Source organism: Klebsiella sp. GB_Kp047 (assembly GCF_040065235.1).
Taxonomy (GTDB): domain Bacteria; phylum Pseudomonadota; class Gammaproteobacteria; order Enterobacterales; family Enterobacteriaceae; genus Klebsiella; species Klebsiella quasipneumoniae.
Genome location: NZ_JBEAJG010000041.1, coordinates 31,478 through 53,511 on the forward strand (window position 1 = coordinate 31,478; position 22,034 = coordinate 53,511).

24 protein-coding genes are annotated in these 22,034 nt (G+C 58.8%); 14 read left to right on the forward strand and 10 right to left on the reverse strand.

Annotation, left to right across the window (positions count from 1 at the left end):
• Positions 1-9 precede the first annotated feature (9 nt).
• Positions 10-1,971 carry a U32 family peptidase gene (locus ABLV76_RS20675; RefSeq protein ID WP_064189764.1) on the forward strand — a complete coding sequence of 654 codons (1,962 nt, stop codon included), beginning with the start codon at positions 10-12 and terminating at the stop codon, positions 1,969-1,971.
• 12 nt (positions 1,972-1,983) lie between these two features.
• Here ABLV76_RS20675 and ABLV76_RS20680 read toward each other — a convergent pair whose 3' ends face one another.
• The 5 genes from ABLV76_RS20680 to ABLV76_RS20700 all read right to left on the reverse strand — a co-directional run bounded on the left by ABLV76_RS20680 (position 1,984) and on the right by ABLV76_RS20700 (position 5,280).
• A complete protein-coding gene (locus ABLV76_RS20680; RefSeq protein ID WP_017900476.1) occupies positions 1,984-2,217 on the reverse strand; it encodes a DUF2554 family protein in 234 nt (77 codons plus the stop codon).
• A gap of 149 nt (positions 2,218-2,366) precedes the next feature.
• The gene (locus ABLV76_RS20685; RefSeq protein WP_004202787.1) at positions 2,367-2,651 is read right to left on the reverse strand and encodes a hypothetical protein; all 285 of its coding nucleotides are present in this window, start codon (positions 2,649-2,651) and stop codon (positions 2,367-2,369) included.
• Between the two features lie 96 nt (positions 2,652-2,747).
• Positions 2,748-2,873, reverse strand: a complete 126-nt coding sequence (locus tag ABLV76_RS20690) for a DUF2474 domain-containing protein (protein WP_004202785.1) — start codon at positions 2,871-2,873, stop codon at positions 2,748-2,750.
• Complete coding sequence (cydB, locus tag ABLV76_RS20695; RefSeq protein ID WP_023318408.1) at positions 2,873-3,883, reverse strand: cytochrome d ubiquinol oxidase subunit II; 1,011 nt, start codon at positions 3,881-3,883, stop codon at positions 2,873-2,875. The genes ABLV76_RS20690 and cydB overlap by 1 nt, the downstream gene beginning before the upstream one ends.
• Positions 3,883-5,280, reverse strand: a complete 1,398-nt coding sequence (locus ABLV76_RS20700; RefSeq protein WP_023318407.1) for a cytochrome ubiquinol oxidase subunit I — start codon at positions 5,278-5,280, stop codon at positions 3,883-3,885. Before ABLV76_RS20700 ends, cydB begins: the two co-directional genes overlap by 1 nt.
• A gap of 720 nt (positions 5,281-6,000) precedes the next feature.
• On the opposite strand from ABLV76_RS20700, the gene ABLV76_RS20705 reads away from it, so the two are divergent.
• The 6 genes from ABLV76_RS20705 to patD all read left to right on the forward strand — a co-directional run bounded on the left by ABLV76_RS20705 (position 6,001) and on the right by patD (position 13,071).
• Positions 6,001-7,413 (forward strand): PLP-dependent aminotransferase family protein, encoded by a 1,413-nt coding sequence (locus ABLV76_RS20705; RefSeq protein WP_049116181.1) that lies wholly within the window; start codon positions 6,001-6,003, stop codon positions 7,411-7,413.
• 305 nt (positions 7,414-7,718) lie between these two features.
• The gene (gene ydcS, locus ABLV76_RS20710; protein WP_017900481.1) at positions 7,719-8,864 is read left to right on the forward strand and encodes a putative ABC transporter substrate-binding protein YdcS; all 1,146 of its coding nucleotides are present in this window, start codon (positions 7,719-7,721) and stop codon (positions 8,862-8,864) included.
• A gap of 16 nt (positions 8,865-8,880) precedes the next feature.
• Positions 8,881-9,894, forward strand: coding sequence for an ABC transporter ATP-binding protein (locus ABLV76_RS20715; RefSeq protein ID WP_004202778.1), 1,014 nt, complete (start codon positions 8,881-8,883; stop codon positions 9,892-9,894).
• Position 9,895: 1 nt separating this feature from the next.
• Positions 9,896-10,825 carry an ABC transporter permease gene (locus ABLV76_RS20720; protein ID WP_156234975.1) on the forward strand — a complete coding sequence of 310 codons (930 nt, stop codon included), beginning with the start codon at positions 9,896-9,898 and terminating at the stop codon, positions 10,823-10,825.
• Positions 10,815-11,621 (forward strand): ABC transporter permease, encoded by an 807-nt coding sequence (locus ABLV76_RS20725; protein WP_017900483.1) that lies wholly within the window; start codon positions 10,815-10,817, stop codon positions 11,619-11,621. The genes ABLV76_RS20720 and ABLV76_RS20725 overlap by 11 nt, the downstream gene beginning before the upstream one ends.
• A 22-nt stretch (positions 11,622-11,643) precedes the next feature.
• Positions 11,644-13,071, forward strand: coding sequence for an aminobutyraldehyde dehydrogenase (gene patD / locus ABLV76_RS20730; RefSeq protein WP_043520012.1), 1,428 nt, complete (start codon positions 11,644-11,646; stop codon positions 13,069-13,071).
• A gap of 340 nt (positions 13,072-13,411) precedes the next feature.
• Here patD and ABLV76_RS20735 read toward each other — a convergent pair whose 3' ends face one another.
• A complete protein-coding gene (locus ABLV76_RS20735; protein WP_004175940.1) occupies positions 13,412-13,534 on the reverse strand; it encodes a small membrane protein in 123 nt (40 codons plus the stop codon).
• 487 nt (positions 13,535-14,021) lie between these two features.
• On the opposite strand from ABLV76_RS20735, the gene ABLV76_RS20740 reads away from it, so the two are divergent.
• Entirely contained in the window at positions 14,022-14,273 is a 252-nt protein-coding gene (locus tag ABLV76_RS20740) for a hypothetical protein (RefSeq protein WP_032456152.1), read from the forward strand.
• A 51-nt stretch (positions 14,274-14,324) separates the two neighbouring features.
• On the opposite strand, the gene yncL is transcribed toward ABLV76_RS20740, so the two are convergent.
• On the reverse strand, positions 14,325-14,417 hold the full coding sequence (gene yncL / locus ABLV76_RS20745) for a stress response membrane protein YncL (RefSeq protein ID WP_002906891.1): 93 nt from the start codon (positions 14,415-14,417) through the stop codon (positions 14,325-14,327).
• Positions 14,418-14,612: 195 nt separating this feature from the next.
• Between yncL and ABLV76_RS20750 the strand changes: the two genes are divergently transcribed.
• The gene (locus tag ABLV76_RS20750; protein WP_004202771.1) at positions 14,613-14,786 is read left to right on the forward strand and encodes a GhoT/OrtT family toxin; all 174 of its coding nucleotides are present in this window, start codon (positions 14,613-14,615) and stop codon (positions 14,784-14,786) included.
• A gap of 88 nt (positions 14,787-14,874) precedes the next feature.
• Complete coding sequence (locus tag ABLV76_RS20755; protein WP_004202769.1) at positions 14,875-15,624, forward strand: alpha/beta hydrolase; 750 nt, start codon at positions 14,875-14,877, stop codon at positions 15,622-15,624.
• Between the two features lie 12 nt (positions 15,625-15,636).
• Here the strand turns inward: ABLV76_RS20755 and ABLV76_RS20760 are convergent, their stop codons facing one another.
• Positions 15,637-17,070, reverse strand: coding sequence for an aldehyde dehydrogenase (locus ABLV76_RS20760; protein WP_017900487.1), 1,434 nt, complete (start codon positions 17,068-17,070; stop codon positions 15,637-15,639).
• Between the two features lie 272 nt (positions 17,071-17,342).
• On the opposite strand from ABLV76_RS20760, the gene ABLV76_RS20765 reads away from it, so the two are divergent.
• Both ABLV76_RS20765 and ABLV76_RS20770 read left to right on the forward strand, forming a co-directional pair.
• Entirely contained in the window at positions 17,343-18,941 is a 1,599-nt protein-coding gene (locus ABLV76_RS20765; RefSeq protein ID WP_264974048.1) for an ABC transporter substrate-binding protein, read from the forward strand.
• A 16-nt stretch (positions 18,942-18,957) separates the two neighbouring features.
• Positions 18,958-19,191, forward strand: coding sequence for a YdcY family protein (locus tag ABLV76_RS20770; RefSeq protein WP_004202765.1), 234 nt, complete (start codon positions 18,958-18,960; stop codon positions 19,189-19,191).
• 8 nt (positions 19,192-19,199) lie between these two features.
• Here ABLV76_RS20770 and ABLV76_RS20775 read toward each other — a convergent pair whose 3' ends face one another.
• Positions 19,200-19,649 (reverse strand): DMT family transporter, encoded by a 450-nt coding sequence (locus ABLV76_RS20775; protein WP_004202763.1) that lies wholly within the window; start codon positions 19,647-19,649, stop codon positions 19,200-19,202.
• Positions 19,646-20,164 (reverse strand): GNAT family N-acetyltransferase, encoded by a 519-nt coding sequence (locus ABLV76_RS20780; protein WP_126494312.1) that lies wholly within the window; start codon positions 20,162-20,164, stop codon positions 19,646-19,648. The genes ABLV76_RS20775 and ABLV76_RS20780 overlap by 4 nt, the downstream gene beginning before the upstream one ends.
• 160 nt (positions 20,165-20,324) lie before the next feature.
• Between ABLV76_RS20780 and ABLV76_RS20785 the strand changes: the two genes are divergently transcribed.
• Positions 20,325-20,906 carry an XRE family transcriptional regulator gene (locus ABLV76_RS20785; RefSeq protein ID WP_004202756.1) on the forward strand — a complete coding sequence of 194 codons (582 nt, stop codon included), beginning with the start codon at positions 20,325-20,327 and terminating at the stop codon, positions 20,904-20,906.
• Positions 20,907-20,971: 65 nt separating this feature from the next.
• A complete protein-coding gene (locus tag ABLV76_RS20790; RefSeq protein WP_348878448.1) occupies positions 20,972-22,009 on the forward strand; it encodes an NADP-dependent oxidoreductase in 1,038 nt (345 codons plus the stop codon).
• Positions 22,010-22,034: the final 25 nt, after the last annotated feature.

Consider the following 22,034-nt stretch of genomic DNA (forward strand, 5'->3'; position numbering starts at 1 on the left):
AACACGCGTATGCGCCTGCACAATCATCGTCTTGAACTTCTTAGTCCTGCCCGCGACGCCGGTATCGCTCGCGAAGCGATCCTTCACGGCGCTGACGCCGTTTATATCGGTGGACCTGGCTTTGGCGCCCGCCACAACGCCAGCAACAGCCTGAGTGACATCGCCGGGCTGGTGCCTTTCGCCCATCGCTTTGGCGCCAAGGTCTTTGTGACGCTGAACACCATTCTGCATGACGATGAGCTGGAGCCGGCGCAGCGGCTGATCACGGATCTCTATGACGCGGGCGTCGATGCGCTGATTGTTCAGGATATGGGGATCATGGAGCTGGATCTGCCGCCAATCGAGCTGCACGCCAGCACCCAGTGCGATATCCGTAGCGTGGAGAAAGCAAAGTTTCTCTCAGACGCCGGCTTCAGCCAGATCGTGCTGGCGCGCGAGCTGAACCTCAGTCAAATCAAAGCCATCTACGATAATACTGACGCCACCATTGAATTCTTTATCCATGGCGCACTGTGCGTGGCCTATTCCGGCCAGTGCTACATTTCCCACGCCCAGACCGGACGCAGCGCCAACCGCGGCGACTGCTCGCAGGCCTGTCGCCTGCCGTATACCCTGAAGGACGATCAGGGGCGCGTGGTGGCCTATGAAAAGCATCTCCTGTCGATGAAAGACAACGACCAGACCGCCAACCTGGCGGCGCTGATCGACGCCGGGGTACGCTCCTTCAAAATTGAAGGCCGTTACAAAGACATGAGCTACGTGAAAAACATCACCGCTCACTACCGCCAGATGCTGGACGCCATAATCGAAGACCGCGGCGACCTCGCGCGCGCTTCAGCCGGCCGCACTGAGCATTTCTTTATCCCGTCCACCGATAAAACCTTCCACCGCGGCAGCACCGACTACTTCGTTAATGCCCGTAAAGGCGATATCGGCGCCTTTGATTCGCCAAAATTTATCGGACTGCCGGTGGGCGAAGTGCTGAAGGTGGGTAAAGACCATCTCGACGTCGAGGTTAGCGAACCGTTAACCAACGGCGACGGCCTTAACGTGATGATTAAGCGCGAAGTGGTGGGTTTCCGCGCCAATACCGTGGAAAAAACTGGCGAAAATCGCTATCGAGTGTGGCCGAACGAGATGCCTGCGGATCTGCATAAAGTGCGTCCGCATCAGGCGCTTAACCGCAACCTCGACCACAACTGGCAGCAGGCGCTGCTGAAGACCTCCAGCGAACGCCGCATCGCCGTAGACGTCACCCTAAGCGGCTGGCAGGAGCAGCTGGTTCTCACCATGACCTGTGAAGATGGCGTCAGCGTGACCCATACCCTTGACGGGGTGTTTGCCGAAGCTAACCAGGCAGAGAAAGCGCTAACCAACCTGCGTGACAGTGTCACAAAACTGGGGCAAACCATTTATTATGCGCGCGATGTGCAGGTCAACCTGCCGCCGCTGTTTGTTCCCAACAGCCTGCTCAACCAGCTGCGTCGTGAAACCGCCGAAATGCTGGATGACGCGCGTCTCAACGCCTGGCAGCGCGGTACCCGCAAGCCGGTCTCCGTGCCGCCCCCGGTTTACCCGGAGACCCATCTCTCCTTCCTCGCCAACGTCTATAACCATAAGGCGCGGGCGTTCTACCAGCGCTATGGCGTGCAGCTGATTGATGCCGCCTATGAAGCGCACGAAGAGAAGGGCGATGTGCCGGTGATGATCACCAAACACTGCCTGCGCTTTGCCTTCAATCTCTGTCCGAAACAGGCGAAAGGCTCCATCAAGAGCTGGAAAGCCACGCCGATGCAGCTGATCCATGGCGATGAAGTGTTGACCCTGAAGTTTGACTGCCGTCCGTGCGAAATGCACGTGGTCGGCAAGATCAAAAACCATATCCTCAAAATGCCGCATCCGGGGAGCATCGTGGCCTCCGTTAGCCCTGACGAGCTGATGAAGACCCTGCCGAAGCGCAAAGGGGCCTGATCTGCGGCGACGCTACTGGCTGTGTGATGCCCGCGGTTTGCGGGCGTCCTGCCAGCGGTGATGCTCGCGCAGGTCGGCGGCGTTCTCTTCGCACCGGCTGCGAAGCTCATCGCTATCCGCCTCATGCAGCAGCTGCTGTTCGAGACCCTGTACCGGAAAGTAATCGTGCCCCTGACGGTGGGCCAGCAGATGCCCGGAAAATAGCGCGCACAACAACAGCAGGGCACTCGTGCTTCTTCTCAACATACCTTTTCTCTGCGAATCAATGGCGTGGGCTTACTATGCCAGGGGCTGTGCAGGTTTTTTTCCCGGTTTATCAAAGAAGGGCAAGGGTTTGTCAATGTCTACTGAAAGAGGGTGAAAAAAGCCTGGCGTAGAAGGCCAGGCCTGAGGGATTACGCTTTTGGCGGCAGTGGTTTCCCGCTGTGCTCGCCGCCTTTTGGCGGCTGCTTACCACCATGCTGCGGTTGTTTGCCGTCTCGTTGCGGCTGCTTGCCATCATGCTGCGGCTGCTTGCCGTTGTGTTGCACTTGCTTACCGTCGTGTTGGCCCTTTTTCGCCGGCAATTTACCCTGATGGTGCGCGCCTTTTTCTGGCGGCGGCGGCGGGTTGTCGGCAGCGAAAGCCCATGACGATATTCCCAGCGTCAACGCGGCGGAGAGTAAAGCTAACTTCTTCATAGCAATATCCTTTATTCTGATGTGTCCGCGTATTTCAGCAGGTAAAAGTGAAGACAAGATGGAGAAGTCCAGATCCGGAATACTCTGCATCCCGGTTCAAACTTTAAGACCTGCGGCGGTCATCAGCAGGCGAAACAGCAGGCTGATGGCGGCCAGCGTCAGCACGCTGCCTCCCCACAGCGCGATCAGCCACAGCAGACGTTTGGACCAGACGGTTTTCATCAATGATACCCCTCCCCGGGCTGGACTTTGCCGCGGAACACGTAATAGCTCCAGCAGGTATAGCCAAGAATAACCGGAATAATCAGCAGCGCGCCCACCAGCATAAAGCCCTGGCTTTGCGGCGGGGCGGCGGCCTGCCACAGGGTGATCGACGGCGGAATAATATGCGGCCAGATGCTGATCCCCAGTCCGCTAAAGCCGAGAAACACCAGGCCCAGCGTCAGGGTGAAAGGCGAGACATGGCGGTCATGCAGAGGTAGCGTGCGCCATAGCCAGGCGCTAATCAGGAGCACCAGCAGCGGCACCGGCAGCAGGAAATAGAGATTCGGCAGGCTGAACCAGCGGGCGGCGATCGCCGGGTGCGCCAGCGGCGTCCACAGGCTGATGACGGCAAATACCCCCAGCAGCGCGACCAGCATCTGCCGCGACGCCCTGCGCATCCGCTGCTGCAGCGCGCCTTCGCTCTTCATTACCAGCCAGGTGGCGCCGAGGAGCGCATAGGCCACGCACAGCCCGAGTCCGCAAAAGAGGTTGAACGGGGTCAGCCAGTCAAACATGCCGCCGCTGAAGGTGCGACCGCTGACGGTAAAACCATTAATCACCGCTCCGACCACCACGCCCTGGCTGAAGGTTGCCAGCAGGGAACCGCCGAAAAAGGCGCGATCCCAGAACGGCCGGTGCGACGGCGTGGCCTGGAAGCGAAATTCAAAGGCCACGCCGCGAAAGATCAGGCCGATCAGCATCAGGGTCAGGGGGATCGACAGGGCGTCGATAATCACCGCGTAGGCAAGAGGAAAGGCGCCAAACAGACCGGCGCCGCCCAGCACCAGCCAGGTCTCATTGCCATCCCAAACCGGGGCGACGCTGTTCACCATCACGTCGCGCTCTGTGCTGCCCTGGACCGTGCCGAACAGTATGCCAATGCCCAGATCAAAGCCGTCCATGACGATGTACATCAGCGTGGCAAAGACGATAATCACGAACCAGATCACCGATAATTCGATACCCATTAGCGGGACTCCTTCTGCAGATAACCTTCAGTAGCGGCGGACAGCGGGCGGGCTGGCGTACCGGTTGTCGCGGGTTGCACCGCCTGCGGCCCCTTGCGGATCAGGCGCAGCATATAGCTGTAGCCAACGCCGAAGACGGCGCTATAAACCACAATAAAGGTCAACAAACTGACCGACATATGCAGATCGCCGTGGGCGGAAACGGCCTCGGCGGTGCGCTGAACGCCATACACTACCCATGGCTGGCGGCCCACTTCGGTGGTCACCCAGCCGGCGAGAATGGCAATCAGTCCTGAGGGGCCCATCCACAGGGCGAAGCGCAGAAACGGCCGCGAGTGGTACAGCCGGTCGCCACGGCGCAGCCACAGGGCCAGCACCCCGAGCAGCAGCATCAGCATACCCAGACCGGCCATCAGGCGAAATGACCAGAACACCACGGTGGAGTTTGGGCGATCCTCTGGGGCGAACTCCTTCAGCGCCGGCACCTGTTTATCCAGGCTATGGGTGAGGATCAGACTGCCCAGCGCCGGGATCTCAAGCCCGTAGCGGGTGCGCTCCTGCTCCATATCTGGCCAGCCAAACAGCAATAATGGCGTAGGCTCGCCGGGCGGGTTTTCCCAGTGGCCCTCAATGGCGGCGATTTTTGCCGGCTGGTGTTTCAGGGTGTTCAGGCCATGCATATCGCCGATCAGCGCCTGGACCGGCGCGACCAGCAGCGTCATCCATAGCGCCATGGAGAACATCTTGCGGATCGCTGGCGACTGATTGCCGCGCAGCAGATGCCAGGCCGCCGAGGCGCCGACGAACAGCGCGCTGCTGAGAAATGCCGCCACCGTCATGTGCAGTAAGCGGTAGGGGAACGACGGGTTAAAAATCACCGCCAGCCAGTCGACGGGCACCACCTGGCCATCGACGATTTCAAATCCCTGCGGAGTCTGCATCCAGCTGTTGGAGGCGAGGATCCAGAAGGTTGAGATGATGGTCCCCAGGGCTACCATGCAGGTGGCGAAAAAGTGCAGCCCCGGCCCCACCCGGTTCCAGCCGAAGAGCATGACCCCGAGAAAACCGGCTTCGAGAAAGAACGCCGTCAGGACTTCATAGGTCAGCAGGGGGCCGGTGATGCTGCCCGCGAACTGCGAGAAACCGCTCCAGTTAGTGCCGAACTGATAGGCCATCACCAGCCCGGATACCACTCCCATACCGAAGTTGACGGCGAAGATCTTCGACCAGAAATGGTACAGCGAGCGCCAGGTGGGATTTTTGCTTTTCAGCCACAGGCCTTCGAGAACCGCCAGGTAGCTCGCCAGGCCAATGGTGATGGCGGGAAAGATAATATGAAACGAGACCGTAAAGGCGAATTGAATTCGCGCCAGATGGAATGCATCAAGACCGAACATGCAGGACTCCACAACAAAATTGATTCAGCGCAATTTTAGGCAGGGCGGCGGCAAGGGGGCAGAGGCAGTCGGGCCATTTTTTAGCATAACAGTTAGCGGCTGTTATGATCTTTTTGCCGGTCTCCGGGGACCGCCAACATGGAGATCCCCCGGGTGAACAGCGTCATTTTTAACGCTGAAAGCAAAGCCAGATTGTTGGCCAGGAAAATATTAATAATCTATTTCACTGTATTATCGTAGTCTTACGGATCAGCTTAGACCTATAGCTGCCCGGGAAAGCGCGGTCGTTTAATTTTTGTGAGCAATATCTTCTGATTACGACAGATATAGCATTTTATTATCTGTTCTTTATTAATGAATTTAACGTCTGCACACGTTTGCTAGTATGAGAATCAGTAAAAAGGATGAGTCAGTTAATTATGAATTAAATAATTTTAAATTTTCGTATTTAGCCGTGCTTTGTATTTTATTCTCAGGATATCAATAAAAGGGAATGGTCATGTCAGAAAAAGGATTACATAGCTTATGTATTACCATCGGTATCATGTTCATTTTTTGGTTATGCATCATATCGTTTTTTTGGACAATTTTCTCGTGAACCTTTCCTGCGGGCGTTCTGTGTGACCGGGTTGCGCTGTTTTACATAACAGTTTCTTAAAACTGTTAATTTATTACAACTGATATATGATAAAAGGAGGTTGCAGCAAGGAAAGGGTAACAATGAAAAAGTATCAACAGCTGGCGCAGCAGTTGACCGACCAGATCGCGCTGGGCGTCTGGTTGCCGGGCGATCGGCTCCCCTCGCTGCGCGAGCAGGTGGTCAGCAGCGGCATGAGCTTTATGACCGTCAGCCATGCCTATCAGCTACTGGAAAGCCAGGGGCGCATCGTCGCCCGACCACAGTCAGGGTATTACGTTGCCCCCCAGCCGGTGAAGCTTCGTCAGCCGGCGCCGCCTGCCCAGGTGACCCGCGATGAAGCGGTTGATATCAATACCTACATCTTTGAGGTGCTTCAGGCCAGCCGCCAGGCGTCAATGCTGCCCTTTGCCTCGGCCTTCCCGGATCCGCGCCTCTTTCCGCTCCAGCAGCTTAACCGTTCGCTGGCGCAGGTGAGTAAAACCGCCACCGCCATGAGCGTGATTGAGAACCTGCCGCCGGGCAACGCGGAGCTACGGCACGCCATTGCCCGGCGCTATGCTCTGCAGGGGATGAACGTCTCGCCCGACGAGATCGTCATTACCGCCGGAGCGCTGGAGGCGCTAAACCTCAGCCTGCAGGCGGTGACCGAGCCGGGGGACTGGGTGGTGGTGGAAAATCCCTGTTTTTACGGGGCCCTGCAGGCGCTGGAGCGGCTGCGCCTGAAGGCGCTGTCGGTGGCCACCGACGTCAAGGAGGGCATTGACCTGACGGCGCTGGAGGCGGCCCTGCAAAACTATCCGGTCAAGGCCTGCTGGCTGATGACCAACGGTCAGAACCCGCTCGGCTTCACCCTCCGCGCCGAAAAAAAAGCGGCGCTGGTGGCATTGTTGGCGCGCTATAACGTGATGCTGATTGAAGATGATGTTTACAGTGAGCTCTATTTTGGCCGCGAGAAGCCGTTGCCGGCGAAGTTCTGGGATCAACAGGATATGACGCTGCACTGCAGTTCGTTTTCAAAATGTCTGGTGCCCGGCTTTCGTATCGGCTGGGTGGCTGCCGGGAAACAGGCGCGACGGATCCAGCAGTTGCAGCTGATGAGTACGCTCTCCACCAGCTCGCCGATGCAATTAGCCCTGGTGGATTACCTGTCGACCAAACGCTACGACGCCCATCTGCGCCGTCTCCGTCGCCAGCTGGCGGAACGTAAACAGCAGGCCTGGCAGGCGCTGCTGCGCCATCTGCCGCCGGAGGTCACTATTCATCACAGCGACAGCGGCTATTTTCTGTGGATCGAACTACCGGAAGGGGCGGACGCCAGCGTGCTGAGCGCCAGGGCGCTGGCGTCGCACATCAGCATCGCTCCGGGAAAAATGTTTTCCACCTCTGCCAGCTGGACCTCGTTTTTCCGTTTCAATACCGCCTGGGGCTGGGGAGAACGCGAAGAGCAGGGGGTGAAGCGGTTGGGTGAACTAATTCGTGAGCAGCTTTCCTGATCGCTTTGGCTATTTTTCGCCGCGATAACCAATCGCTATAAATAAACGAAGAGTTTTTTTTATCGAGGCCGGTCATTATTTTACCGGCACTCACCATAGGAAATATGCATACCCCTCCTTTTTCTCTAACTCGTTGTCTATAATCCATAAAGTCATTCTTGTGTTGGCGATTTTTGCGTAATGCGTCCCGGGTCACAACCTGAATAAAATCCCTCGAGGGCGTTAATCCGCTGACTACCCTTATTTCAGGAGATATTTTTACGGCACGGCTGCCGCTAATTCCCTTGTGACAGGAGTAACACCTGATGAGCAAAAAATTGGCCCGTTGCAGCCTTTATGTGCTGGGGATGGCCTGCCTGACCGTACAGGCGGCTGAGCCACTCACCTCGCTGGATAAACCGGAAGGGCGCCTGGATATTATCGCCTGGCCGGGGTATATCGAACGCGGTCAGACCGACAAGCAGTACGACTGGGTCAGCCAGTTTGAAAAGGAGACCGGCTGTCAGGTCAATGTGAAAACCGCCGCCACCTCCGACGAAATGGTCAGCCTGATGGCTAAGGGGGGCTACGATCTGGTGACCGCCTCGGGCGATGCTTCGCTGCGTCTGATCATGGGTAAACGCGTTCAGCCGATTAACACAGCGCTGATTGCCGGGTGGCGCACTCTTGACCCGCGCATTGCGCAAGGGGCATGGTTTAACGTCGGGGGCAAAGTCTACGGCACGCCGTATCAGTGGGGACCGAACCTGCTGATGTACAACACCCGCGTATTCCCGACGCCGCCGGACAGCTGGAGCGTGGTCTTCGTGAAGCAGGATCTTCCGGATGGCAAAACCAATCAGGGGCGAGTGCAGGCCTATGATGGCCCGATCTATATCGCCGACGCCGCGCTGTTTGTCAAAGCCACCCAACCACAGCTCGGGATCGACGACCCCTATCAGCTAACCGAAACCCAGTACAACGCGGTGCTGAAAGTGCTGCGTGACCAGCAACCGCTGATTCACCGCTACTGGCATGACGCCACCGTGCAGATGAACGACTTCAAAAACGAAGGGGTGGCCGCCTCCAGCTCGTGGCCCTATCAGGCAAACGGCCTCAAGGCGGAAGGCCAGCCTGTCGCCACCGTATTTCCGAAGGAGGGGGTGACCGGCTGGGCGGATACCACCATGCTGCACAGCGAGGCGAAGCACCCGGTCTGCGCCTATAAATGGATGAACTGGTCGCTCACGCCGAAGGTGCAGGGCGATGTGGCGGCCTGGTTCGGCTCGTTGCCGGTGGTGCCTGAGGGCTGTAAAGCCAGCGCGCTGCTCGGAGAGAAAGGCTGTGAGACCAACGGCTATGACCAGTTTACCCGCATCCACTTCTGGAAAACGCCGATTGCCGAGGGGGGGAAATACGTTCCCTACAGCCGCTGGACGCAGGACTACATTGCGATAATGGGCGGCCGCTAAGGATCGGAGGCAAACAATGACGTACGCGGTCGAGTTTCAGAATGTATCGCGCCTGTATGGCGATGTACGGGCAGTGGACGGGGTCAGCATTGGCATCCGTGACGGCGAGTTTTTCTCGATGCTGGGTCCTTCGGGCTCGGGGAAAACCACCTGCCTGCGGCTGATTGCCGGTTTTGAGCAGCTCTCCGGCGGCACCATCCGGATCTTCGGTCAGCCGGCCAGCGAGCTGCCGCCCTGGCAGCGGGACGTCAATACCGTGTTCCAGGACTATGCGCTGTTTCCCCATATGTCGATCCTCGACAATGTTGCTTACGGCCTGATGGTCAAAGGCGTGGCGAAGAAAGCGCGCCATGCCCGCGCCCAGGAAGCGCTGGAGAAAGTGGCCCTCGGTTTTGCGCACCATCGCAAGCCCTCCCAGCTCTCCGGCGGTCAGCGGCAGCGGGTCGCCATCGCCCGGGCGCTGGTGAACCAGCCGCGGGTGCTGCTGCTCGACGAGCCGCTGGGCGCTCTGGATTTAAAGCTGCGCGAGCAGATGCAGGTGGAGCTGAAAAAGCTACAGCAGTCGCTGGGGATCACCTTCATCTTCGTTACCCACGACCAGAGCGAAGCGCTGTCGATGTCCGATCGCGTGGCGGTGTTTAACAACGGGCGCATTGAGCAGGTGGACGCCCCGCAGGATCTTTATCTGCATCCGAAGACCGCCTTTGTCGCCGGTTTTGTCGGCACCGCCAACGTCTTTGAGGCCGAGGCGGCCCGGCGGTTATGCGGCCTGGCGGGCTGCTGGTCGCTGCGCCCGGAGCATGTTCGCCTGCAGGGCGGCGGGGAGGTGCAGGTGCAGGGCGTGGTTCAGGCGGTACAGTATCAGGGGGCGGCGACGCGGATCGAGCTCCGGCTGGCGGATGGCGACAAGCTGCTGGTTAGCCAGGCCAATATCGACGGCGCGGCGGCGGCGAGCGTTCCTCGAACCGGGCAAACGGTGCAGGCGTCATGGTCGCGTGCGGCGATGACCCCGCTGGAAAGCGGAGGCTGAGATGACCATGGCGATTATTCCTGCGCAGGCCGGACGCGTATCGGGGATCTTCTGGCGCCGGCCGGCGCTGGGCCTGTTTTTGCTGCTGCTTGGGCCGTTGATGTGGTTTGGCATCGTCTATCTGGGCTCGCTGTTGACCCTGCTGTGGCAGAGTATCTACACTTTTGACGACTTCACCATGTCGGTGACCAGCGACTTTACGCTGGCCAACCTGCAGGCATTGTTCAACCCCGCCAACTACGACATTATCGTCCGCACCCTGGTGATGGCGCTGTGCGTGACCTTGGCCAGCGCCCTGCTGGCGCTGCCGATGGCCTGGTATATGGCGCGCTACACCAGCGGCAAAATGAAGGCCTTCTTTTATATCGCGGTCATGCTGCCGATGTGGGCCAGCTATATCGTCAAGGCCTACGCGTGGGTGCTGCTGCTGGCCAAAGATGGCGTAGCGCAGTGGTTCCTCGGCCATCTCGGGCTGGAAGGGGCGCTGAACGCTCTGTTGACCGTCCCGGCGGTGGGCGGCAACACCTTATCCACTTCCGGCCTCGGACGCTTTCTGGTCTTCGTCTACATCTGGCTGCCTTTTATGATCCTGCCGGTGCAGGCGGCGCTGGAGCGTATTCCGGGCTCTCTGCTGCAGGCCTCGGCCGATCTTGGCGCTGCCCCACGGCAGACCTTTCGCTACGTGGTCCTGCCGCTGGCTATTCCCGGAATTGCCGCCGGGTCGATCTTCACCTTTTCGCTGACACTGGGCGATTTTATCGTGCCGCAACTGGTCGGCCCACCGGGGTACTTTATCGGCAATATGGTCTACTCGCAGCAGGGGGCGATCGGCAATATGCCGATGGCGGCGGCGTTTACCCTCGTGCCGATCGTGCTGATTGCCCTTTATCTGGCGTTCGTGAAACGTCTGGGAGCCTTCGATGCACTCTGAACGCGCACCCTGGTACCTGAAACTGGCGACATGGGGCGGGGTTGTGTTCCTCCACTTTCCGCTGCTGATCATCGCCATCTATGCTTTTAATACCGAAGATGCTGCCTTCAGCTTTCCGCCGCAGGGGCTGACGTTGCGCTGGTTCAGTGAGGCGGCAGGGCGCAGCGATATTTTGGAAGCAGTGACGTTGTCACTTAAGATCGCCGCCCTGTCGACGGCCATTGCCTTAGTGCTTGGCACGCTTGCTGCAGGCGCCCTGTGGCGGAGCACCTTTTTTGGTAAGAACGCGGTGTCGCTACTGCTGCTGCTGCCCATCGCCCTGCCGGGGATTATAACCGGCCTGGCGCTCCTGACAGCCTTTAAAGCGGTCGGCCTGGAGCCTGGTCTGCTGACCATCGTGGTGGGGCACGCGACCTTCTGCGTGGTGGTGGTGTTTAACAACGTCATCGCTCGCTTCCGCAGGACCTCCTGGAGCCTGGTGGAGGCCTCGATGGATTTGGGGGCGACTGGCTGGCAGACCTTTCGCTACGTGGTGCTACCCAATCTGGGTTCGGCGCTGCTGGCGGGCGGGATGCTGGCATTCGCCCTGTCATTTGATGAAATCATCGTCACGACTTTTACCGCGGGGCATGAGCGAACCTTGCCGCTGTGGTTACTGAATCAGCTGGGGCGGCCGCGAGATGTGCCCGTTACCAACGTTGTCGCGCTGTTGGTGATGCTGGTAACAACGATACCAATCTTAGGGGCCTGGTGGCTCACCCGCGACGGCGATAACGTCGCCGGAAACGGGAAATAAAACCATGAAACAGGATAATGCTATGCAACACAACCTCTTAATAAACGGTAAGTTAGTGGCAGGTGAAGGCGAAAAGGTGCCGGTATACAACCCTGCGACCGGCGAAGTGATCCTGGAGATTGCCGAAGCGACAGCGGCCCAGGTGGATGCCGCCGTTGAGGCGGCGGATCGGGCGTTTGATGCCTGGAGCCAGACGACGCCGAAAACGCGCGCGGAATGTCTGCTGAAGCTGGCGGATGCCATCGCGGCGCAGGCGGAGCCCCTGGCGCAGCTGGAGTCGCTGAACTGCGGCAAGCCGCTGCACTGCGTGCTTAACGATGAGATGCCGGCCATTGCGGACGTTTTCCGCTTCTTCGCCGGCGCCGCCCGTTGCCTGCCGGGGATGGCGGCCGGAGAGTATCTGGAAGGGCATACCTCGATGATCCGTCGCGACCCGGTGGGCGTGGTAGCCTCCATCGCGCCGTGGAACTATCCCCTGATGATGGCGGCCTGGAAGCTGGCCCCGGCGCTGGCGGCAGGCAACTGTGTGGTGATAAAACCCTCCGAGATCACGCCGCTGACGGCGCTGAAGCTGGCAGAGCTGGCAAAAGATATTTTCCCGGAAGGGGTGATCAACGTACTGTTCGGCCGCGGCAAAACGGTGGGCGATCCGCTGACCGCCCACGCGAAAGTGCGGATGGTTTCCCTGACCGGGTCGATTGCCACCGGCGCCCATATCATCGGCCATACCGCCTCGTCGATTAAACGTACCCATATGGAGCTGGGCGGTAAGGCGCCGGTCATCGTCTTTGACGACGCGGATATCGACGCGGTAGTGGATGGCGTTCGGACCTTCGGGTTTTACAACGCCGGCCAGGACTGTACGGCCGCCTGCCGGATCTACGCCCAGCAGGGTATTTATGAGCAGCTGGTGGAGAAGCTCGGGGCGGCGGTGGCCAGCCTGAAAATGGGGGCGCCGGAGGATGCCGCCACCGAGCTGGGGCCGCTGAGCTCGCTGGCCCATCTTGAGCGGGTCAGCGCCGCGGTGGAAGCCGCAAAGGCGCTACCGCATATTAAAGTGGTTACCGGTGGCAATCGGGCTGACGGCGCCGGCTATTATTTCCAGCCGACGCTGCTCGCCGGAGCCCGGCAGGAGGACGCTATCGTGCAGCGCGAAGTGTTTGGCCCGGTGGTCAGCGTGACGCCTTTCAGCGATGAAGCGCAGGCCCTGAGCTGGGCAAATGACTCCCAGTATGGGCTGGCCTCTTCGGTGTGGACGAAAGATGTTGGCCGCGCCCACCGGCTCAGCGCCAGGCTGCAGTACGGCTGCACCTGGGTCAACACCCACTTTATGCTGGTGAGTGAAATGCCGCATGGCGGCCAGAAGCTGTCGGGCTACGGGAAAGACATGTCGATGTATGGCCTTGAGGATTACACCGTGGTTCGCCATGTGATGGTTAAACATGGCTAACGGATTGACCCTTAAGCGGCAAAAGATTATTACGCAATGGGTGTGTTAGTGCGCTAATAGTCACGATGGCAAAAATGGTTAAAACTCGCGGCGGGGGATGTGAGATTATTCTGATACCCCTTCAAGAGCTAAGCCATCGTGAGTGCCGGAGATAAGCGCCGGATGGGGTTCGCCAGCCACCCTGGGCGCATCGCGCCCGGCGGGTGAGGCGGCAACGTCGCGGTTTGCGACCGGATACCGGCCCCTGCCTGATGGCAGGGGCTTTTTTATGTCCACAGTAAGCCAGGAAGAGGAGGATGCCAGCGACGCTGGAGCAGGGAGGAATTTGTTTTAACCGTGTTCAGCGTTTGGTTTTTTTGCTCGGCAAGCTGGCGCTGCGACGGTCACGTATATAGGAAATAAGATTATACACCGCCGCGACCAGCAGGATCAGCGCGATGACCAGCGTGATGATTCCGGACATATCCACCTCGAAATATAAAAGCGCACTGCGCTAAAAACATTACCAATAGTTATGAATGTAAGTATTCTCTGCAGAGAAGGCAAATGATATTTGTTGTCATTTAGCGCTATTTTGGGCCCTGGCCAGCGAGGCCAGACAGGAAAAGGTTTGGTTACAATAGCTTGTAGCCGCCTGTTATCTTATTCAGATCCAGCGCCAGCGTGGTATATCGCATTTTCGGTCAACGCGCGCTAATCTTTTCATTTGCGATTGGCGAAATATTATCTTTATCAGATGAATCAGATTGCGCTGAACAGAAACTATTTCACGACTATAAATAAGGCTTTTATATTTGCAGTCAGCGGGTGATATTTATTCGCAATATTTAATCACCGACGAATCAATCCACCATACGCGCCAGCGCGGTGGCGCACGCTCCCGGGTTTGACTTTCCGCCGCCGCTCATGCGATCATTTCATGCATATTCGGTTTTAACGTTGATGTCGCTGTGAAAATTTTGGCTTTTATTCTGCTGGCAATCGGCACCGTGGCGCTGAGCTATGGTAACGCGCCGGCAAAACGTATTAAGGACTGTGAGAACGCGGGAGTGGGGCAGGCCGTCTGCGCCGCTGCCGAATGGGATAATGAGAAAGTGAATGTTCTGCCTCATTATAACCCTGAGCTGAACAAGGTTATTATCGCAGGCCATTCAGCCCGTAGCGTTTATGACCCTGATAATGGCGCCAGCCTCCGCACGTAAAAAAGCAGCCCAGTGGGCTGCTTTTTTAGGTTTCGTTGCTGAGTAAAATGATTAAAACCAGCCAAATCTCACCGACAGCAGGCTGATAAGCGCGAACGCGGCGCAGACATTAATCATAACGACGGTCTTGCTGGAGACATCCATAACGCCACCTTAATGAGTAAGTCCCTAAAGGTATAGTACGGCGGGCGCGGTTGCGCTATCGGAATAAGACGAATCAGGCTTTGTTCTGAATATTGAGCCCGATTCTGAATTTGTTATACAGGTATCTCTGAATCACGACGTCATGGCAGATAATTATCCCACCATGGAACGCTCCTCAGGGAAGGAAAACTAAGAATGACGTTATATCAAAAAATGTTGGTGTTTTACGCCATTATGGGCGTGATCTGTGCCGTAATTAGCTGGTTTTTAACCAAAGAGAGTTGGGTGATCCGCCTGCTGGCGGCCCTGTTGATCGGTGCCACCTGGCCGTTCAGCTTCCCCATGGCGCTGCTCGTCTCGCTGTTTTAACCTTCCGGCGGCGGACGACAGAAAAGGGTGGCGGCAAAGGTAAGGCTACTGTATAAAAACACAGTAACCTTATCATGGAGGCAAACAGGTGAACGGTTTCTTTTCGTCCGTCGCAGGCGCCACATTGCGCTGGCTCGATCTCCCGGGAGAGGGGCTTCCGCTGGTGTTTATCCACGGCCTCGGCTGCGCGTCCTCTTACGACTACCCCCGCGTCGCCAGCGACCCCGCGCTCAACGGGCGGCGCAAAATACTTATCGACCTCCCGGGCTTCGGCTACAGCGATAAACCGCACGACTTTAGTTACAACATACATAAGCAAGCGCAAGCTGTGGAGCAGGTCCTCAACCACCTGCGCCTGCAGCGCTTCGCGCTGTATGGGCATAGCATGGGTGGAAGCATCGCCATCGAAGCGGCAGGGCTGCTGGCGGAGCGAGTGACGACGCTGCTGGTGTCTGAACCCAACCTGTTCGCCGGAGGCGGTGAGTACAGCAGACGCATTGCGGCGCAGGCAGAGGGGGCCTTTATCGCTGAAGGTTACGCCAGGATGCTGGCGGAAGAGCGCTCGCCGTGGGCCGGCTGTTTGCAAAACAGCGCCCCCTGGGCCGTCTGGCGAGCCGCCAGCAGCCTGATAAACGGCAGCGACACGCCCTGGTTTACCCAGCTCTGCCAGCTGCGCTGTCAGAAGATGCTGATCGTCGGCGAGCAGTCGCTCCCTTATGCGGATATCGAACGGGTAGAGGCGCACGGGATCCCGGTCGGGATTGTGCCCCACGCGGGGCACTCGATGGCGTGGGAAAACCCGGAAGGGCTGGCGCAACTCATCGCCAGCCACGGCTAAGGGGAGACGGCGTCAGAAAGGCAGTTCGCGGGGCTGGGTCTGGAGCGTTATCCAGCGCAGCTCAGTGAATTCTGCAATTCCGGCCCGGCCGCCGAACCGGCCATAGCCGGAGGCTTTGCAGCCGCCAAACGGCATTTGCGCTTCATCATGAACGGTTGGACCATTGATATGGCAAATGCCGGTTTGCAGACGTTGCGCCAGGTTCCACGCTCTGGCGCTGTCGCGGCTGTAGACCGCCGCGGAAAGGCCATATTCGCTGTCGTTGGCTACCGCCAGCGCCTCTTCGTCATTATTAACCCGAATAATCGCTTTTACCGGGCCGAAGGACTCTTCGTTCCACAGCCGCATCTCGCGGGTGACGCCGTCCAGTAAGGTCGGCGCCATGTGGGTATCGCTGGCTTTACCGCCGGTCAGCAGGCGGGCGCCCTTGGCTAAGGCATCGTCGATTAACGCGTTGCAGCGGGTGACGGTATTCATGTCGACCACCGGGCCGGTCAGGCTGGCGGGGAGAGAGGCGGCGCGCCTGGCCAGCAGAGGGATAAAGCGCTCCGCCACGGCGTTGTCGACAATAATGCGCTCGGTGGACATGCAGATCTGTCCGGCGTTGGCGAAGGCGCCAAAAATGGCGCCCGCCGCCGCCTGTTCGATATCGGCATCGTCGAGGACCAGCAGCGGTGCTTTGCCACCGAGCTCCAGCACCGCTGGTTTTAGATACTGCCCGCAGGTGCGGGCGATAATCCGCCCCACCGGTGTGGAGCCGGTAAAGTTGACGCGCCGCACCGCCGGATGGGCGATCAGCGACTCCACCAGCGCCGGTGCGTCTTGCGGCGCGCAGGTAAGATAGTTCACCACACCCGGCGGGAAGCCCGCCGCGTCGAGGGCGTCGATAATCAATCCTTGTGTCGCCGGGGAGAGCTCAGCGCCCTTGAGGATCACCGTGTTGCCGCAGGCCAGCGGCGTCGCCAGCGCCCGGGTGGCAAGGATCAGCGGCGCGTTCCACGGCGCCATGCCCAGCACCACGCCAGCCCCCTGGCGGACGCCCATCGCCAGATTGCCCGGTACGTTGGATGGAATGATCTGTCCTTCAATCTGGGTGGTCAGCGCCGCCGCTTCGCGCAGGATATCAGCCGCCAGATGGACGTTAAATCCGGCCCAGTGCGCGGTCGCGCCGGTTTCCGCCGCCATGGCGGCGATAAATTTAGCCTCCCGCAACAGCATATGTTCCGCCGCGTCGAGCAGTAAGCGACGCCGTTCCGCCGGGAGCGTATCGCGCCACTGTGGGAAGGCGCTGGCCGCGGCCTCGACGCAGCGTTTGCCGTCGGCGAGACTGGCGGCAGCGGCAACAGAAGCGACATCGTCTTGGGCCGGGTGGCGCCGGGTGAAGGTCCGACGGTCTTCGGCATCATGCCACTGGCCATCAATGTACAGATTGCAGGTGATTGTCATGGGGGTAGTAACCTCTTGTTCTGCGGTCCCTCCAGTGTACCGATCGCCGCTGATGGCGAGCGTGAGCGGGGCGGTTATCGCACATTTTTTTGCCGGAATTGTGCGTAGCTCACAACATCCCAATCGTGCCTGACGCAAAAAGCAGCGCGACGCCGATTAAACCAGCAAATTCAGCGCGATTGGCATAAGGTGATAGCCATTGATTATTTGCCGGTGGCGAGGGGCTGTGCTGTTATTACTGTTCTTATAATCAATAATCAGGACTTATAACCATGTCTACAGGGAAAACTACGCTGGCGCTGCTGCTGAGCGCGCTGTTGCCGGTCAGCGCCGCATGGGCCGCGGGCAATGATACGCTGGTCTATTGCTCAGAGGCCTCCCCGGAGTCTTTCAACCCGCAGATCGCCAGCTCCGGCCCGTCGTTCGTCGCCAGCTCGCAGGTGCTGTATAACCGCCTGGTCACTTTTGACCCGGTGAAGAACACGCCGATCCCGTCGCTGGCCACCGAGTGGCACGTCTCTGAGGATGGCAAGACCTGGACCTTCACGCTGCGTCAGGGGGTGAAGTTCAACAGCAATAAATTCTTCAAACCGACCCGCGATTTTAACGCCGACGACGTCCTGTTTTCTGTGCTGCGCCAGATGGATCCTCAGCATCCTTATCACAAGGTGTCGCAGGGGAACTATGAGTACTTCCACGACGTGGGCCTCGATAAGCTGATTAAGTCGGTGAAAAAGGTCGATGACTATCACGTCCAGTTCGTACTTAACGAGCCGAACGCGGCGTTTCTTGCCGACTGGGGAATGGACTTCGCCTCTATTCTGTCGGCGGAGTATGGCGAGGCGATGCTGAAGAAAGGGACGCCGGAAAACGTTGATAACTGGCCTGTCGGTACCGGACCCTATGCCCTGCAGCAGTATAAAGTGGATTCGCAAATCCGCTATATCGCCAATCCCCACTACTGGGAAGGCGAGGTGCCGACTAAGCACTTAATCTTTTCCATCACGCCAAACGTCGAGACACGACTGGCGAAACTGCAGACTAACGAGTGCCAGATTATTCCTGCGCCTTCGCCGGTTCAGTTCCCGGTAATTAAGGGCAATAAAGATCTGGCGCTGCACGCCGTCGAGGCGCTGAACGTCGGCTACCTGGCGTTTAACACGGAGAAAAAACCGTTTGATAATGTGCTGGTGCGCCAGGCGTTAAACTATGCCACCGACAAGCAGGCGATCGTTAAGGCGGTGTTCCTCGATTCCGGTACGGTGGCGAAGTCACCGATCCCGTCCACCATGCTCGGGTATAAAAAAGACCTCCCGGACTACGACTACGATCCGCAGAAAGCGAAAGCGCTGCTCAAGCAGGCGGGTCTGGAGCAAGGGGCGGAAGTGACCCTGTGGTCGATGCCGGTTCAACGTCCGTACAACCCGAACTCAAAACGCATTGCTGAAATGATCCAAAATGACTGGGCGAAAGTCGGGGTGAAAGCGAAGATCGTCAGCTATGAGTGGGGCGAATACCTCGCCGGCATGCGTAAAGGTGAACACTATAGCGCGCTGTACGGCTGGATGTCGGACAATGGCGACCCGGACAACTTTGCCGGCACGCTGCTCAGCTGTGATAATATCCAGACCGGCTCTAACGCCGCCCGCTGGTGCGATAAGTCGTATGACGCGCTGGTGAAGAAAGCGCTGCTGGTGAGCGATCCGCAGGCGCGCGCCACACTCTATGAACAGGCGCAAGAGATCTTCTACCAGCAGGCGCCGTGGATCACCCTGGCGACCGGCAAGACCTTCTATGCCACCCGCAGTAACGTCAGCGGCTACCGCGTGAGCATGATGGGCAGCGATTTTTCCAAAGCGAAGCTGAATTAAGCGAAAGGAGAACAGGATGGCACATCTGGATGAGGTTATCGTCAAAGTCGATGACACTATTGCCGAGGGGGTTATCGCTCATATGAATGAGCTGCTGATCGCCCTGAGCGATGACGCGCAACTCAGTCGTGAGGAGCGCTATACCCAGCAGCAGCGCCTGCGCACCGCTATCGCCCACCATGGCCGACAGCATCAGGAAGAGCAGGACGCGCGCCGCGAGCAGTTGACCAAAGGCGGCGCGATCCTCTGAAGAGGTGCTCAGAACTGGCGTCTGGCCACCAGCCAGGCGCCCACTACCAGCATCACCGCGCCGCATAATGGCCCGATCAGCGCCCGCAGCGGTACGCCGTGGGCGCGAATTAAATCCATGATCAACCCGCCGACCAGCTGGCTGGCCACCAGTACCGCAATGGTAGTGGCCGCGCCGACGTTTTGATAGCCGCTGATGCTGGCAAAAACGAAAAAGGACCCCAGCAGGCCAGGGATCAGCGTCCACCACTTCACGCTCAGGGCCAGCTCCTGAAAGCCAGCGGCGCCCTGGCGCAGGAGCAACAGGGTCACGAAAATAACGATACCCACCAGCGAATTGAGCAGCATGGCGATGAGGATCGTCGACGCCGACTGGGTGATGCGCACCATCAGGGTGTTCTGTAGTACCAGGCCTACGCCGGCGGCCACCAGACAGGCGAGGGTGAGCGACGCATTCATGCCTTACCGTCCGGTTCCTGGCGCGCATCCAGCTGCAGCTGCATAAAGGTGAGATCCAGCCAGCGGCCAAATTTGGTTCCCACCTGCGGCATCTGCCCGGTGGTGATAAAGCCCAGCGTTTCATGCAGGTGCAGCGAGGCGTGGTTCTGCGACTCGATCCCGGCGACCATCACATGTTTATTCAGCCGCCGCGCTTCGGCGATCAGCGCAACCAGCAGTTTGCGGCCCAGGCCTTTCCCCTGATGGTCGGGGTGAATGTACACCGAATGCTCCACGGTGTGGCGAAAGCCGTCAAACGCGCGCCAGTCGCCAAAAGAGGAATAGCCGGTGATGACGCCGTTTTCCTCGCTCACCAGCACCGGAAAGCCGGCCAGCTGGCGGGCTTCAAACCACGCGATGCGGTTGTCGGTATCCACGGTTTTATCATTCCAGATAGCGGCGGTATGCACGACGGCGTGGTTATAGATCTCGGCGATCGCCGCGCAATCGTCTTTAATGGCAGGGCGGATGGACATAGCAAACCTCAGTTCTCGTACACTATAGTAGTACGTTATTATTACAATAATGTACGCCACGCTGTCATCCGTTTTCAGCGAAATATTGCTGATGGGCCAGGGGGGGCGCGGCCCAACGGGCGATTGTGTAATGCGTGCGCGCACACTATAGTGTTACGTTATGAATACTATAGAAGACAACCTCAATCAGCGCATCAGCGCGCGCATCCGCATCGAGCGCGAATCCCGCGGCTGGTCGCTGAACGACCTCGCCGAACGGGCTGGCGCTTCGCGGGCGATGATCCATAAGATCGAGCGCGGTGAAAGCAGCCCGACGGCCTCAATGCTGGGCCGCCTTTCCGGCGCCTTCGGGATCAGTATGTCAACGCTGATCGCCCGGGCGGAAATGCAGGAAGGCAAGCTGCTGCGTTTTGCCAGCCAGCCGGTGTGGCACGACCCGCAAAGCCACTATCTCCGTCGCCACGTCTCGCCGCGCAGCGATCTGCCCATTGACATGGTGCAGATCGAGCTGCCGCCCGGCAGCGATGTGCCGATGCCGGCCTCGTCCTACGCGCTGGCCCGCCAGCTGATCTGGCTGCAGCAGGGCGAACTGGTGTTCATGGAAGGGAATACCCGCCACGAGATGCAGACCGGGGACTGTCTGGAGCTCGGCCCGCCGAACGACTGCCGCTTTATCAATGAGTCCGCAGAGACCTGCGTCTATCTGGTGGTGCGCCTTAATCAATCGCCATCCGGCTCTTAATGTTAAAGCGCATTGCGCATAAAGCATCTAGCCTCAGTACAGTCTGCTAACAAGAGGAGTTTGCTATGACAGAACAAACGCAACGCCATCGCCGCTGGGTACTGGCTTCCCGTCCCCATGGTGAACCGACGGCAGAGCATTTCCGCCTGGAAGAGAGCGAGGTACCGACGCCAGGGCCGGGCCAGGTTCTGCTGCGTACCGTTTATTTATCGCTGGATCCCTATATGCGCGGGCGGATGAGCGACGCGCCGTCCTATTCACCGCCGGTGGCCATTGGCGCGGTGATGGTGGGCGGGACCGTGAGTCGCGTCGTGATCTCGCAGCATGATGATTTTCAACCAGGCGACTGGGTGCTGGGCTACAGCGGCTGGCAGGATTATGAGCTTTCCGACGGCAGCGGACTGGTGAAGCTGGGGGACAACCCGCAGCACCCGTCCTGGTCGCTGGGGGTTCTGGGGATGCCGGGCTTCACCGCCTACATGGGGTTGCTGGACATTGGCCAGCCGAAGGCGGGTGACACGCTGGTGGTCGCTGCGGCCACCGGGCCGGTGGGCGCCACGGTCGGACAGATCGGCAACATTAAGGGCTGCCGTACCGTCGGCATCGCCGGCGGCGCGGAGAAGTGTCGCTATGCGGTTGACACCTTAGGCTTTGATGTCTGCCTTGACCATCGCGCAGCGGACTTTGCCGAACAGCTGGCCCAGGCCTGCCCGCAGGGCATTGACGTCTACTACGAAAACGTCGGCGGCAAGGTGTTTGACGCGGTGCTGCCGCTGCTGAATACCGCGGCCCGGGTTCCGGTCTGCGGGCTGGTGAGCGGCTATAACGCCACCGGTCTGCCGGATGGGCCGGATCGTCTGCCGTTGCTGATGGCGACCATCCTCAAGAAACGCATCCGGATGCAGGGCTTTATTATCGGCCAGGATTACGGGCATCGGATCGCGGAATTCCAGCAGCAGATGGGGCGCTGGGTGCAGGAGGGGAAAATTAAATATCGCGAACAGCTGATTGACGGTCTGGAGCAGGCGCCGCAGGCGCTGATCGGCCTGTTGAAAGGCGAAAACTTTGGTAAGGTGGTGCTCCGCGTGTCGGCGGACGACTAATACGCCGGGTTTAGCCTGAATGCGC

Excerpts from the sequence above, each read along its gene's own strand:
- ABLV76_RS20780 (WP_126494312.1), bottom strand. The coding sequence starts at position 20,164 with ATGTCCATCCGCCCTGCCATTAAAGACGATTGCGCGGCGATCGCCGAG.
- ABLV76_RS20735 (WP_004175940.1), bottom strand. The coding sequence starts at position 13,534 with ATGTCCGGAATCATCACGCTGGTCATCGCGCTGATCCTGCTGGTCGCG.
- patD (WP_043520012.1), top strand. The coding sequence starts at position 11,644 with ATGCAACACAACCTCTTAATAAACGGTAAGTTAGTGGCAGGTGAAGGC.
- ABLV76_RS20675 (WP_064189764.1), top strand. The coding sequence starts at position 10 with ATGCGCCTGCACAATCATCGTCTTGAACTTCTTAGTCCTGCCCGCGAC.
- ABLV76_RS20750 (WP_004202771.1), top strand. The coding sequence starts at position 14,613 with ATGACGTTATATCAAAAAATGTTGGTGTTTTACGCCATTATGGGCGTG.
- ABLV76_RS20700 (WP_023318407.1), bottom strand. The coding sequence starts at position 5,280 with ATGTTCGGTCTTGATGCATTCCATCTGGCGCGAATTCAATTCGCCTTT.
- ydcS (WP_017900481.1), top strand. The coding sequence starts at position 7,719 with ATGAGCAAAAAATTGGCCCGTTGCAGCCTTTATGTGCTGGGGATGGCC.
- ABLV76_RS20715 (WP_004202778.1), top strand. The coding sequence starts at position 8,881 with ATGACGTACGCGGTCGAGTTTCAGAATGTATCGCGCCTGTATGGCGAT.
- yncL (WP_002906891.1), bottom strand. The coding sequence starts at position 14,417 with ATGGATGTCTCCAGCAAGACCGTCGTTATGATTAATGTCTGCGCCGCG.
- ABLV76_RS20725 (WP_017900483.1), top strand. The coding sequence starts at position 10,815 with ATGCACTCTGAACGCGCACCCTGGTACCTGAAACTGGCGACATGGGGC.
- ABLV76_RS20775 (WP_004202763.1), bottom strand. The coding sequence starts at position 19,649 with ATGAATGCGTCGCTCACCCTCGCCTGTCTGGTGGCCGCCGGCGTAGGC.
- ABLV76_RS20765 (WP_264974048.1), top strand. The coding sequence starts at position 17,343 with ATGTCTACAGGGAAAACTACGCTGGCGCTGCTGCTGAGCGCGCTGTTG.
- ABLV76_RS20690 (WP_004202785.1), bottom strand. The coding sequence starts at position 2,873 with ATGAAAACCGTCTGGTCCAAACGTCTGCTGTGGCTGATCGCGCTGTGG.
- ABLV76_RS20770 (WP_004202765.1), top strand. The coding sequence starts at position 18,958 with ATGGCACATCTGGATGAGGTTATCGTCAAAGTCGATGACACTATTGCC.
- ABLV76_RS20685 (WP_004202787.1), bottom strand. The coding sequence starts at position 2,651 with ATGAAGAAGTTAGCTTTACTCTCCGCCGCGTTGACGCTGGGAATATCG.
- ABLV76_RS20720 (WP_156234975.1), top strand. The coding sequence starts at position 9,896 with ATGACCATGGCGATTATTCCTGCGCAGGCCGGACGCGTATCGGGGATC.
- cydB (WP_023318408.1), bottom strand. The coding sequence starts at position 3,883 with ATGGGTATCGAATTATCGGTGATCTGGTTCGTGATTATCGTCTTTGCC.
- ABLV76_RS20790 (WP_348878448.1), top strand. The coding sequence starts at position 20,972 with ATGACAGAACAAACGCAACGCCATCGCCGCTGGGTACTGGCTTCCCGT.
- ABLV76_RS20705 (WP_049116181.1), top strand. The coding sequence starts at position 6,001 with ATGAAAAAGTATCAACAGCTGGCGCAGCAGTTGACCGACCAGATCGCG.
- ABLV76_RS20680 (WP_017900476.1), bottom strand. The coding sequence starts at position 2,217 with ATGTTGAGAAGAAGCACGAGTGCCCTGCTGTTGTTGTGCGCGCTATTT.
- ABLV76_RS20785 (WP_004202756.1), top strand. The coding sequence starts at position 20,325 with ATGAATACTATAGAAGACAACCTCAATCAGCGCATCAGCGCGCGCATC.
- ABLV76_RS20760 (WP_017900487.1), bottom strand. The coding sequence starts at position 17,070 with ATGACAATCACCTGCAATCTGTACATTGATGGCCAGTGGCATGATGCC.